The sequence below is a fragment of the Pseudomonas tritici genome, assembly GCF_014268275.3.
GTDB classification, from domain to species: domain Bacteria; phylum Pseudomonadota; class Gammaproteobacteria; order Pseudomonadales; family Pseudomonadaceae; genus Aquipseudomonas; species Aquipseudomonas tritici.
On the sequence record NZ_CP077084.1, the window covers coordinates 241,212 to 254,545 of the forward strand.

A 13,334-nucleotide genomic window follows, 5' to 3' on the forward strand; every position below is an offset into this window, starting at 1 on the left:
GCCTGGTGCGGCCCTACAGGTAATCACGACGCAACCTTCAGGGCTAACCCACCTATGCGCCTCCCTACCAAGTTTCGCCAGCGGCTTTCCTACCACGGTTTGACCGGCAGCCTACTGCTCAGTACTGCAGCCACGGCCGCTGTTTTGCTATCAACCAGCGCCATGGCCGCCAGCACGGTGCAACACTACGCCATTGCTGCAGGCCCGCTGGATAATGCCTTGAGCCAATTTGCTGCCAGGGCGAATGTGATTCTGTCTTTTTCGCCCCAGCAAACCACGCGTTTGAACACGCCAGGGTTGGAAGGTGACTATTCGGTGGATCAAGGCTTTGCGCTACTGCTGCAAAACTCGGGATTGCAGGCGGTCGTCCAGGCGCCCGGCAGTTATGTCCTGCAGGCCATGCCTGCTGGCGAACTCACACTGGCGCCCACCACGGTAAGCACTTATCAACAGGCTGGTTTCAATCAGGAGATCGCCGGTGACGTGGGCTACAAGGCGCAAAACAGTCGCATCGGCACCAAGACCAGCACGCCTTTGTCAGAAACACCGCGTTCGGTTTCGGTTGTCACCGGCCAACGCATCAAGGACCAGAAGTCGCAGACGCTGACTGAAGTATTGGGCTATGTGCCTGGCATCTTCGCCCCGCCTTTTGCGGCCGGCGATGGCTTGGCCGGTGACCTGTTCTTCATCCGCGGTTTCAACGCCACGGATTACGGCTACGGCCTACTGCGAGACGGCCTACGCGTACAAGGCAATCGGTACGACACAACGAGCGAGCCTTACGGTCTAGAGCGAGTCGAAGTATTCCGCGGCCCTTCTTCCCTGCTCTACGGTGAAAACGCACCAGGTGGGTTGGTGAACCTGGTCAGCAAACACCCGACCGCCACACCGCAAGGTGAGGTGCAACTGGGTTACGGCTCAAACAACCGACGCCAAGTGGGTGTGGATATCTCCGGCCCGCTCAATGACAGCGACAACATTCTTGGGCGAGTGGTGATGCTTGGCCGCAAGTCCGATACACAGACCGATCACGTCCCAGACGATCGACTCTACATTGCGCCTTCCCTGACCCTGAATTTTGACGACTACAACACCCTCACCCTGTTGGCCAATTACCAGAAGGACCACACCAACCTCGAACTTGGCCTACCAGCCGCAGGTACCTTGCTTACAAACCCCAATGGCAAGCTGTCCAAGCACACCATGCTCGGTAACCCGGATTGGAACACCTTTGAACGCGAATCCTGGAGCACCGGCTACGAATTCAGCCACAGCTTCAACGACGATTGGCAGTTCCGCCAGAACTCGCGCTATATGCAGTCGCGCATTAACCGTCATGAAACCTGGCCTGGCGCGTTGAATAACCGTGGCTTTGGCACTCAGCTGAACATGACTGCCTACGACCGCTACAACAAGTCGATGGTCTACTCCCTGGATAACCAACTGGAAGGCAAATTCCAGGTCGGCGGGCTGGAAAATACCGTGCTGTTCGGCGCGAGCTATGACCGTACCTCGTTCAACCAGGATTGGGACGCAGGCTCTGCCGGCACCATCAATGTGTATAACCCTGTGTACTTGCGAGATCCTTTGACGCCGGTGGCTGTGCAAAACACCTTGCTCGAACAACAGATGAAAGGGGTTTATGCACAGATCCAGAGCAAGTATGACCACTGGTTGTTCTTGCTTGGCGGTCGCCAGGATTGGGTCGACAGCGATTATCGCGACAAGGTGAACAAGGCCAGCAACACAGGCTCCGAAGACCGCAAGTTCACCTACCAGGGTGGGGTGATGTACCAGTTCGACAATGGGCTTACGCCCTATGTCAGCTACTCCACTGCGTTCGTCCCGGTGCAGCAGATTTCCAACGCGGGTTCACCGTTGAAACCGATCACCAGCAGCCAATACGAAGTGGGCGTGAAATACGAGCCGATCGGATGGGATACGGCGATGACGGTTTCGGTGTATGACTTGCGCAAGCAGGACGACACTTACCTCGATGCCACCACCAACAGCTATCGTCAAGTCGGCGAAAGCCGGGCCAAGGGCGTGGAAGTTGAAGTGAACAGCGCCATCACGCCTAACCTGAATGTGACTGCTGCCTACACCTACACTGACGCGCGGATTACCAAGGATTCGGCCACCTCTCTGGTTGAGGGGCACCAGATGACCGGCGTGCCGCGTAACCAAGCGTCGATTTGGGGCAAGTATCGATTCCTCGACAGTCAACTCAAAGGTCTGTCCCTGGGGGGTGGTGTGCGCTACTTCGACAGTACGTTTTCCTACACGGCACCCAGCCTTTACGGAAAACTGGATGCCGGCAGCGTGACGCTGGTAGACGCTGCAGTTGGCTATCAAATCGACAAAAACTGGTCAGTCGATTTAAACGCCAAGAACCTGTTCGACAAGGAATATGTATCTGGTTGCAACGATGCAGGGCGTTGCTATTGGGGTGACAGCCGTACCTTGCTCGGTACGGTGTCTTACAACTGGTAAGGTTGTGGATAACTCGGTTATTTACCAATGCAGAAGCTGGAGAAGATCCGGCCCAACAAATCATCGGAGCTGAATGCGCCGGTGATTTCCCCCAGCAGCTGCTGCGCCTGACGTAAATCCTCAGCCAGCAGCTCCCCTGCGCCCGCCAAGGTTAATTGTGCCTTACCGTGCTCCAAGGCTGCGCTCGCGTGGCGCAACGCCTCCAGGTGCCTGCGGCGCGCACTGAAGCTGCTTTCCGAGGTCTGCTCGTAGCCCATGCAGGCCTTGAGGTGATCACGCAGCAATTCCAAGCCATCACCTGCTGACTTTGCGCTGAGGCTGATAGTGACATGGCCATCCGCGCTGGTTTCCATCGCGATGGCTTCACCCGTCAAATCGGCTTTGTTGCGAATCAACGTGACCTTGGCCGGGTCTGGACGTTGCTCGAGGAATTCCGGCCATAGGGCGAAAGGATCCACAGCCTCGGGCGCCGTCGCATCCACCACCAGCAACACCCGATCCGCTTCGCTGATGGCCTTAAGGGCGCGTTCCACGCCGATCTTTTCAACCTGGTCATCGGTATCGCGCAAACCCGCAGTGTCAACCACGTGCAGTGGCATGCCGTCGATGTGGATATGTTCGCGCAGGATATCCCGGGTCGTGCCGGCGATCTCAGTGACGATGGCTGCTTCACGTCCCGCCAGTGCGTTGAGCAGACTGGATTTGCCCGCATTGGGCCGCCCAGCGATCACTACCGTCATTCCATCACGCAACAAGGCGCCCTGCCCGGCTTCGCGCAGCACTGTGGATAACTCGTCGCGCACCTTGTCCAGCATCGCCAATACGTGGCCATCGGCAAGAAAGTCAATTTCTTCCTCGGGAAAATCAATCGCCGCCTCGACGTAGATACGCAGGCTGATCAATTGTTCGGTCAAGTTATGCACACGCAAGGAGAACGCCCCCTGCAGCGAGCGCAACGCATTGCGCGCCGCTTGTGCAGAACTGGCTTCGATCAAGTCAGCGATCGCTTCGGCCTGAGCCAGGTCGAGCTTGTCGTTCAAAAACGCGCGTTCGCTGAATTCTCCTGGGCGGGCCAAGCGGCAGCCCAATTGCAGGCAGCGCTGCAACAACATATCCAGCACAACGGGGCCGCCATGGCCCTGCAATTCGAGGACGTCTTCGCCGGTGAAGGAATTTGGGCCCGGGAAATAAATTGCCAGGCCTTCGTCCAATACGCTTTCGTCAGCGTCCAGGAACGGGCCGTAATGCGCATAGCGCGGTTTCAACTCACGACCACTGATGGCCTTCGCTGCCAAGCCCGCGAGCGGCCCGGAAATTCGAACGATACCGACACCGCCGCGACCTTGAGCGGTAGCGACAGCAGCGATGGTTTCACGACGAGCGCTCATCAGCAGGTTCCAGAACAAAAGTGACGGAAAGCAAAACGCCCCACTAGGGGGCGTCTTGAGTGGTTATCCACAGAGTAAATTACGCCTCGGCTTTTTTGGTAGCCGCTTCGATTTTACGTGTGATGTACCACTGTTGAGAGATCGACAACACGTTGTTGACCACCCAATACAGCACCAGACCAGCTGGGAACCACAGGAAGAAGAAGGTGAAGATGATTGGCATCATTTTCATTACCTTGGCCTGCATCGGGTCCGGCGGAGTCGGGTTCAGACGCTGCTGGATAAACATGGTTGCGCCCATGATGATCGGCAGGATAAAGAACGGGTCTTTGATCGACAGGTCAGTTATCCACAGCATGAACGGTGCCTGGCGCATTTCCACGCTTTCCAGGAGTACCCAGTACAGCGACAGGAATACCGGCATCTGTACCAGAATCGGCAAGCATCCACCCAGCGGGTTGATCTTCTCTTTCTTGTACAGCTCCATCATGGCCTGCGACATTTTCTGCCGGTCATCGCCATGTTGCTCTTTCAGTGCCGCCAGTTTCGGCGCCACGGCACGCATGCGCGCCATCGACTTGTAGCTGGCTGCCGACAGAGGGAAGAAGATCCCTTTGATCAGCATGGTCAGGAAGATAATCGACCAGCCCCAGTTACCGACAATGCTGTGGATATGTTGCAGCAGCCAGAAAATCGGCTGGGCAATGAACCACAGGAAGCCGTAATCCACAGTCAGTTCGAGACCTGGGGACAACTCTTTCAGTACAGCCTGGCTTTTCGGACCGGCGTACAGGGTGGCGCTGGTTTCTGCCTTGGCACCTGGAGCAACGGTCAATGCCGGGCCAGTGTAGCCAATGATGTAATTGCCTTTGGTGTCCTTGCGAGCCGCAACCACGTTGTTCTGGCCAGGCTGAGGAATCCACGCCGTCACGAAGTAGTGTTGCAACCAGGCAACCCAGCCGCCGTTCACGTTATAGGTGATCGGTGCCTTTTGTTTGTCTTCGTTGACCTTGTCGATATCTTTCATCGACACTTTTTTGTAAGGCTCCGAACTTGTCCACAGGGCTGCGCCCAGGTACGTCGCGGTGCCAGTGGCGGTGCTGGACGACGGATCGGAGCTGGCATCACGCTTGAGCTGCGCAAACATAGCGCCGGTCCAAGGCTGAGCGCTCTGGTTGTCGATCAAGTAGGTGACAACAACGTCGTACAGGCCACGTTTGAGGGTGAACCGCTTGATGTAGTTGACGCCGTCCTTGCTGAACTTCAAGTCAACAACCAATTGGTCCTGGCCGTCGGCCAGTTGGTAACTCTTCTTCTCCGAAGAGAAAACCGGACGACCGGTAGCGCTTGCATCGGGACCGTTGGTGCCGATCAGGCCACTTTGAGCCAGGTAAACACGCTCGCCACCGTTATCGAACAGCTGGAATGGAATTTCCGGATGATCCTGACGGCGCGGATACAGCGGAAGCGTCAGCTTGGCAACATCGCCACCTTGCGGGTCGATAGCCAGGTCCAATACATCCGTCTTGATCTGGATGAGGTCCGTGCTGGCGGCAACTGGAACTTCGGCAGGTGCGTTTGTCTCGCCCGGTGCACGTGGAATGTCGTCACTGGCGGCAGTTTTGGTGCCACTCACTGTGTCGGGAAGCCCCGCAGGAACAGCATTGGCAGCAACATTCTGAGTCGGCAGGGCAGCTTGGCCGTAGTCCTGGTTCCACTTAAGAACCATGACGTAGGACACGATTGCCAGGGCGACGATCAGGATCGTGCGTTTAATATCCATGATTACTCGGCCATCGAAGAAGAACGGGAGGTAGGGATAGATGGAACCGGGTCATAACCACCGGGATTCCACGGATGACAGCGACCTAAACGACGAAAGGTCAGCCAGCCACCGCGCAGAAGACCATGATTTTCTATGGCCTCTAACGCGTAGCAGGAACAACTGGGGTAGAAACGACAGTGGCTGGCCATCAGAGGACTAATGGCATAGCGATAAAACTGGATCGGAACGATGGCCAGTTTACGCATCAAGGCTGTCTACCCCTACAGTTTCGGTGCTGACTGCTGGTGCTGGCTTGTGGGTACGCGCCAAACGTTTCCAGAGCTTGCCGAAATGCTGAATCAATTCGGGGTTTTCTACGTCCCCCAAGCCTTTGCGCGCGACGATAACAATATCCCAACCAACCAGAGTGTCCTGGTGGAGGCGAAACGATTCGCGCATCAGACGCTTGAGGCGATTGCGCTCAACGGAGAGCTTTACGCTCTTCTTGCCGATCACCAACCCGAGACGGGGGTGATCAAGATCGTTGTTACGCGCAAGGAGCAGGAGATTTTTCCCCGGAACCTTGCCGGTGGGGGAGTCAAAGACTGCCTTGAAATGCCGGGGGGTCAGCAAACGCTTTTCCCGACTGAAGTCCTGACTCACCACCAGTACCGGATTATCAAACTGCCAGACGCGCACGACCTTTGGCGCGACGACGCGACAGGACAGCACGGCCGTTCTTGGTAGCCATGCGAGCACGGAAGCCGTGAGTGCGGGCGCGTTTGATGGTGCTTGGTTGGAAAGTACGTTTCATGGCGTTGTTACCTGGTTCGTCCACAACGGGCCGGAATGGCCCCCGTTTTAAGAGACCGGCGATTCTAGAGAAAGCAAGCCTCTAGGTCAATTTCCAACCAGCTTTTCCTTCAATTAGATCTCTAGGCTCCATTTGGCCTTTTCTGTCTGCTTGGCCTTCACGGGCAGTGGCATAGATATAAAAATAAAGAAGGAAGTTATTTAAAGCTTTTCTGTAAAGCTTATAAAAGCTAGGCAGGCCATCCTTTGTGGATAAGTGCCTTTAGGCCATATTCCACGTGATGTACAGAGAATGACAACACGGGGGAGAAACGGTGCTCTGCCTGTGCTGCGCTGTCGGATAAGCTGTGTGTGGAATGGTCTGTTATCCACAGGCCAGTTACCCACAGACTTTCGCCCCCACTTGTACAACGACCTTAGGAGCGCTTATCCACAGAGCTTATGCACAGACCATTGGTCGACTTCTTTACCGTTAAGACGTTGATTTTGGCTGGCCTCTGATCAACCTACATGTGGATAAGTGGGCGGCTCGCCGCTACAATGGCGGCTGTTTTTGCCTCACCGGCTTTCAACTTAGGGGATATCCGTGTCAGTGGAACTTTGGCAGCAGTGCGTGGAGCTTTTGCGCGATGAGCTGCCTGCCCAGCAATTCAACACCTGGATCCGTCCGCTACAGGTCGAAGCCGAAGGCGACGAGTTGCGTGTCTACGCGCCCAATCGTTTTGTCCTCGACTGGGTCAACGAGAAGTACCTGAGCCGCGTTCTCGAATTGCTCGACGAACATGGCAACGGCCTCGCGCCCGTGCTTTCCTTATTAATAGGCAGCAAACGCAGCTCCGCACCTCGTGCTGCGCCGAATGCGCCGTTGGCCGCTGCTGCGTCGCACGCTCAGGCCGCTGCTGCACCGGCCCCCAGTGCACCTGCGCCGACAGCCTCCAAGTCCTCTGCGCAAAAGAATGCATCACAGCATGAAGAGCCGTCCCGTGACAGTTTTGACCCGATGGCCGGGGCCGCCTCCCAGCAAGCACCGGTTCGCGCTGAACAGCGCACCGTGCAGGTAGAAGGCGCGCTCAAGCACACGAGTTACCTGAACCGCACGTTTACCTTCGAGAACTTCGTTGAGGGTAAATCCAACCAGCTGGCTCGTGCAGCTGCTTGGCAGGTAGCCGATAACCCCAAGCACGGCTACAACCCACTCTTCCTTTATGGCGGCGTTGGCTTGGGTAAGACTCACTTGATGCACGCTGTGGGTAACCACCTATTAAAGAAGAACCCGAATGCCAAGGTCGTGTACCTGCACTCGGAGCGCTTCGTGGCTGACATGGTCAAGGCCTTGCAGCTCAATGCCATCAACGAATTCAAGCGGTTCTACCGGTCGGTTGACGCCTTGCTGATCGATGACATTCAGTTCTTCGCCCGCAAGGAACGTTCCCAGGAAGAGTTTTTCCACACCTTCAACGCCCTGCTCGAAGGCGGCCAACAGGTCATCTTGACCAGTGACCGTTATCCGAAAGAAATCGAAGGCCTGGAAGAACGTCTGAAATCGCGCTTTGGCTGGGGCTTGACCGTAGCTGTAGAGCCGCCGGAACTGGAAACCCGTGTCGCGATCCTGATGAAAAAGGCCGACCAGGCCAAGGTCGACTTGCCGCACGACGCGGCGTTCTTCATCGCCCAACGCATTCGTTCCAACGTTCGTGAGCTGGAAGGCGCGCTCAAGCGGGTTATCGCGCACTCGCACTTCATGGGCCGCGACATCACCATCGAGCTGATTCGTGAATCCCTCAAAGACTTGTTGGCACTGCAGGACAAACTGGTGAGTGTGGATAACATCCAGCGCACTGTGGCCGAGTACTACAAGATCAAGATTTCCGACCTGCTGTCCAAGCGCCGTTCGCGTTCGGTAGCACGTCCCCGTCAGGTGGCCATGGCGCTCTCCAAGGAGCTGACCAACCACAGCCTGCCGGAAATCGGTGATGTGTTTGGCGGGCGTGACCACACGACAGTCTTGCACGCATGCCGCAAGATCAATGAACTTAAGGAATCCGACGCGGATATTCGCGAGGACTACAAGAACCTGCTGCGTACACTGACAACTTGATGACACCAGCGCAGCTTATTAAGGCAAGGGACTAGACCATGCATTTCACCATTCAACGCGAAGCCCTGTTGAAACCCCTGCAACTGGTCGCAGGCGTCGTCGAGCGCCGACAGACCTTGCCGGTGCTTTCCAACGTATTGTTGGTCGTCGAAGGCCAGCAGTTGTCCCTGACCGGTACCGATCTGGAAGTGGAGCTGGTCGGTCGTGTGCAGCTGGAAGAGCCTGCCGAACCTGGCGAGATCACTGTGCCTGCGCGCAAGCTGATGGATATCTGCAAAAGCCTGCCAAATGACGCGTTGATCGACATCAAGGTTGATGAAGCCAAGTTGGTGGTCAAGGCGGGTCGCAGCCGTTTTACCCTGTCCACTTTGCCAGCCAATGATTTCCCAACGGTTGAAGAAGGCCCAGGTTCGCTGACCTGCAGCCTGGAGCAGAGCAAACTGCGTCGCTTGATCGAGCGCACCAGTTTCGCCATGGCGCAGCAGGACGTGCGTTACTACCTCAACGGCATGCTGCTGGAAGTGTCGGAAGGCATCATCCGTGCCGTGGCTACCGACGGTCACCGCCTGGCGATGTGCTCGATGCGCGCCGATATCGGTCAGCCAGACCGTCACCAGGTGATCGTGCCGCGTAAAGGTATTCTCGAGCTGGCGCGCCTGCTCACCGAGCCGGAAGGTAATGTCAGCATTGTGCTGGGCCAGCACCATATTCGCGCCACCACCGGCGAGTTCACCTTCACTTCCAAACTGGTCGATGGCAAATTCCCGGATTACGAGCGCGTGCTGCCTAAAGGTGGCGACAAGCTGGTGATCGGTGACCGTCAGGCCCTGCGTGAAGCTTTCAGCCGCACCGCGATTCTTTCCAACGAAAAGTACCGTGGTATTCGTCTGCAGTTGGCCAACGGTCAGCTGAAAATCCAGGCCAACAACCCTGAGCAGGAAGAAGCGGAAGAAGAAGTGGGCGTCGACTACAACGGCGGTTCGCTGGAAATCGGCTTTAACGTGAGTTACCTGCTGGACGTGCTGGGTGTGATGACCACTGAACAGGTTCGCCTGATCTTGTCGGACTCTAACAGCAGCGCTCTGGTGCAGGAATCCGATAACGACGACTCGGCTTATGTTGTCATGCCGATGCGCCTGTAATCATGCTCAGCAGAAGCTAGATGTCCCTCAGTCGCGTCTCGGTCACCGCGGTGCGCAATCTGCACCCGGTGACCTTCTCCCCTTCTCCCCGCATCAATATCCTCCACGGCGCTAATGGCAGTGGCAAAACCAGCGTGCTGGAAGCCATCCACTTGCTGGGGCTTGCCCGTTCATTTCGCAGTGCCCGCCTGCTACCGGTTATCCAGTATGAACAATTGGCGTGCACGGTGTTTGGCCAGGTCGAACTGGCTGAGGGTGGGCACAGCAGTCTTGGAATATCCCGTGACCGCGGCGGAGAGTTCCAGATTCGCATTGATGGGCAAAATGCTCGCAGTGCTGCGCAGTTGGCGGAAATCCTGCCACTGCAACTGATCAACCCTGACAGCTTTCGTCTGTTGGAAGGCGCGCCGAAAATCCGTAGGCAATTCCTCGATTGGGGAGTGTTCCACGTGGAACCGCGTTTCATGGCCACTTGGCAGCGCCTGCAGAAGGCCCTGCGGCAGCGGAACTCATGGCTGCGGCATGGTACACTTGACGCCGCTTCGCAAGCGGCCTGGGACCGGGAACTGTGCCTGGTTAGCGACGAAATAGATGAATACCGCCGTGCCTATATCAAAGCCTTGAAACCAGTCTTTGAGCAGACCTTGAGTGAGTTGTTGGACCTCGAGGGCCTGACGCTGAGTTACTACCGTGGTTGGGACAAAGAGCGTGAGCTGAGTGCTGTGCTCGCGACGTCCTTACAGCGGGATCAGCAAATTGGCCATACCCAGGCCGGACCCCAACGGGCTGATTTGCGTCTTAGATTAGGCGCTCACAATGCTGCGGACATTTTGTCCCGTGGTCAGCAAAAGTTGGTGGTGTGTGCGCTGCGGATCGCCCAAGGCCATTTGGTTAGCCAGGCCCGGCGCGGTCAGTGTATTTATCTGGTGGATGACTTGCCGTCCGAACTAGACGAGCAACATCGCCGCGCGTTATGCCGTTTGTTGGAAGAATTACGCTGCCAGGTGTTTATCACCTGTGTAGACCACGAATTATTGAGGGAAGGCTGGCAGACGGAAACGCCAGTCGCTTTGTTCCACGTGGAACAAGGCCGTATCACCCAGACCCACGACCATCGGGAGTGAAGGCATGAGCGAAGAAAATACGTACGACTCGACCAGCATTAAAGTGCTGAAAGGTTTGGATGCCGTACGCAAACGTCCCGGTATGTACATTGGCGACACTGATGACGGTAGCGGTCTGCACCACATGGTGTTCGAGGTGGTCGACAACTCCATCGACGAAGCTCTGGCCGGTCACTGCGACGACATCAGCATCATCATCCACCCGGATGAATCTATTACCGTGCGCGACAACGGTCGCGGTATTCCGGTAGACGTGCACAAAGAAGAAGGCGTTTCGGCGGCAGAGGTCATCATGACTGTGCTCCACGCCGGCGGTAAGTTTGACGATAACTCCTATAAAGTCTCCGGTGGTTTGCACGGCGTAGGTGTGTCAGTCGTGAACGCGCTGTCCGAAGAGCTGATCCTGACTGTTCGCCGTAGCGGCAAGATCTGGGAACAGACCTACGTGCACGGTGTTCCACAAGAACCGATGAAAATTGTCGGTGACAGCGAAACTACCGGTACGCAGATTCACTTCAAACCGTCTGCCGAAACCTTCAAGAATATCCACTTCAGCTGGGACATCCTGGCCAAGCGTATTCGCGAGTTGTCCTTCCTTAACTCCGGTGTGGGTATCGTCCTCAAGGACGAGCGCAGCGGCAAGGAAGAGCTGTTCAAATACGAAGGCGGTCTGCGTGCGTTCGTTGAATACCTGAACACCAACAAGACTGCGGTCAACCAGGTGTTCCACTTCAACATCCAGCGTGAAGACGGCATCGGCGTGGAAATCGCCCTGCAGTGGAACGACAGCTTCAACGAGAACCTGTTGTGCTTCACCAACAACATTCCACAGCGCGACGGTGGTACTCACTTGGTGGGTTTCCGTTCCGCACTGACGCGTAACCTCAACACCTATATCGAAGCCGAAGGCTTGGCCAAGAAGCATAAAGTCGCCACCACCGGTGACGATGCGCGCGAAGGCCTGACCGCGATCATTTCGGTGAAAGTGCCGGATCCCAAGTTCAGCTCCCAGACCAAAGACAAGCTGGTGTCTTCCGAAGTGAAGACCGCAGTGGAACAGGAGATGGGTAAGTACTTCTCCGACTTCCTGCTGGAGAACCCGAACGAAGCCAAGCTGGTTGTCGGCAAGATGATCGATGCTGCACGCGCCCGTGAAGCCGCGCGTAAAGCCCGTGAGATGACCCGTCGTAAAGGTGCGCTGGATATCGCCGGCCTGCCGGGCAAACTGGCTGACTGCCAAGAGAAAGACCCTGCCCTTTCCGAACTGTACCTGGTGGAAGGTGACTCTGCTGGCGGCTCCGCCAAGCAGGGTCGTAACCGTCGCACCCAGGCTATCCTGCCGTTGAAGGGTAAGATCCTCAACGTCGAGAAGGCTCGCTTCGACAAGATGATTTCCTCTCAGGAAGTCGGCACCTTGATCACGGCGTTGGGCTGCGGTATCGGCCGTGACGAGTACAACATCGACAAGTTGCGTTACCACAACATCATCATCATGACCGATGCTGACGTCGACGGTTCGCACATCCGTACCTTGCTGCTGACCTTCTTCTTCCGTCAGTTGCCAGAGCTGATCGAGCGTGGCTACATCTACATCGCCCAGCCGCCGTTGTACAAAGTGAAAAAGGGCAAGCAAGAGCAATACATCAAAGACGACGACGCCATGGAAGAGTACATGACGCAGTCGGCTCTGGAAGATGCCAGCTTGCACCTGAACGATGAAGCCCCGGGCATCTCCGGTGAGGCGCTGGAGCGCTTGGTTAACGACTTCCGCATGGTGATGAAGACCCTCAAGCGTTTGTCGCGCCTGTACCCTCAGGAACTGACCGAGCACTTCATCTATCTGCCAGCCGTGAGCCTGGAACAGTTGGGCGATCATGCGCACATGCAGGATTGGCTGGCCCAGTACGAAGTGCGCCTGCGCACCGTCGAGAAGTCTGGCCTAGTGTACAAAGCCAGCCTGCGTGAAGACCGTGAACGTAACGTGTGGCTGCCAGAGGTCGAACTGATCTCCCACGGCCTTTCCAACTACGTCACCTTCAACCGCGACTTCTTCGGCAGCAATGACTACAAGACAGTGGTTACCCTGGGCGCGCAGTTGAGCACCCTGCTGGATGACGGCGCTTACATTCAGCGTGGCGAACGCAAGAAGCAGGTTAGGGAATTCAAGGAAGCCCTTGACTGGCTGATGGCTGAAAGCACCAAGCGCCACACCATCCAGCGATACAAAGGTTTGGGCGAGATGAACCCCGACCAGCTGTGGGAAACCACCATGGACCCCGCTCAGCGCCGCATGCTGCGTGTGACCATCGAAGACGCCATTGGCGCAGACCAGATCTTCAACACCCTGATGGGTGATGCGGTCGAACCTCGCCGTGACTTCATCGAGAGCAATGCGTTGGCGGTTTCTAACCTGGACTTCTGATCCAGATAATCGCAAACACAAAAAGGCCAACGCTTAGCGTTGGCCTTTTTTATTGAGTGCAGATGGGTGACTTTCCAAATGCTCCACGT

The 13,334-nt window shown here is 56.4% G+C and carries 10 protein-coding genes; 5 read left to right on the plus strand and 5 right to left on the minus strand.

The window, feature by feature from the left end:
- Positions 1-54 precede the first annotated feature (54 nt).
- A complete protein-coding gene (locus tag HU722_RS00985; RefSeq protein ID WP_065880337.1) occupies positions 55-2,493 on the plus strand; it encodes a TonB-dependent siderophore receptor in 2,439 nt (812 codons plus the stop codon).
- A 17-nt stretch (positions 2,494-2,510) separates the two neighbouring features.
- On the opposite strand, the gene mnmE is transcribed toward HU722_RS00985, so the two are convergent.
- The 5 genes from mnmE to rpmH form a co-directional block, all read right to left on the minus strand.
- Positions 2,511-3,881, minus strand: a complete 1,371-nt coding sequence (gene mnmE, locus HU722_RS00990) for a tRNA uridine-5-carboxymethylaminomethyl(34) synthesis GTPase MnmE (protein WP_186753128.1) — start codon at positions 3,879-3,881, stop codon at positions 2,511-2,513.
- A 79-nt stretch (positions 3,882-3,960) separates the two neighbouring features.
- Positions 3,961-5,664 carry a membrane protein insertase YidC gene (yidC, locus tag HU722_RS00995; protein WP_065875578.1) on the minus strand — a complete coding sequence of 568 codons (1,704 nt, stop codon included), beginning with the start codon at positions 5,662-5,664 and terminating at the stop codon, positions 3,961-3,963.
- A gap of 2 nt (positions 5,665-5,666) precedes the next feature.
- The gene (gene yidD / locus HU722_RS01000) at positions 5,667-5,912 is read right to left on the minus strand and encodes a membrane protein insertion efficiency factor YidD (protein ID WP_083207160.1); all 246 of its coding nucleotides are present in this window, start codon (positions 5,910-5,912) and stop codon (positions 5,667-5,669) included.
- Positions 5,905-6,312, minus strand: a complete 408-nt coding sequence (gene rnpA, locus HU722_RS01005; protein ID WP_020302575.1) for a ribonuclease P protein component — start codon at positions 6,310-6,312, stop codon at positions 5,905-5,907. Before rnpA ends, yidD begins: the two co-directional genes overlap by 8 nt.
- A gap of 13 nt (positions 6,313-6,325) precedes the next feature.
- Positions 6,326-6,460 (minus strand): 50S ribosomal protein L34, encoded by a 135-nt coding sequence (gene rpmH, locus HU722_RS01010; RefSeq protein ID WP_003213577.1) that lies wholly within the window; start codon positions 6,458-6,460, stop codon positions 6,326-6,328.
- A 585-nt stretch (positions 6,461-7,045) separates the two neighbouring features.
- Here rpmH and dnaA point away from each other — a divergent pair.
- From dnaA to gyrB, 4 genes are read left to right on the plus strand one after another with little or no spacing between them, the layout of a single operon-like run.
- Positions 7,046-8,557 (plus strand): chromosomal replication initiator protein DnaA, encoded by a 1,512-nt coding sequence (dnaA, locus tag HU722_RS01015; RefSeq protein ID WP_065880339.1) that lies wholly within the window; start codon positions 7,046-7,048, stop codon positions 8,555-8,557.
- Positions 8,558-8,595: 38 nt separating this feature from the next.
- Complete coding sequence (dnaN, locus tag HU722_RS01020) at positions 8,596-9,699, plus strand: DNA polymerase III subunit beta (protein ID WP_065875580.1); 1,104 nt, start codon at positions 8,596-8,598, stop codon at positions 9,697-9,699.
- 20 nt (positions 9,700-9,719) lie between these two features.
- Complete coding sequence (recF, locus tag HU722_RS01025) at positions 9,720-10,823, plus strand: DNA replication/repair protein RecF (RefSeq protein ID WP_186753127.1); 1,104 nt, start codon at positions 9,720-9,722, stop codon at positions 10,821-10,823.
- Between the two features lie 4 nt (positions 10,824-10,827).
- Positions 10,828-13,245, plus strand: a complete 2,418-nt coding sequence (gene gyrB / locus HU722_RS01030) for a DNA topoisomerase (ATP-hydrolyzing) subunit B (RefSeq protein WP_065875581.1) — start codon at positions 10,828-10,830, stop codon at positions 13,243-13,245.
- Positions 13,246-13,334: the final 89 nt, after the last annotated feature.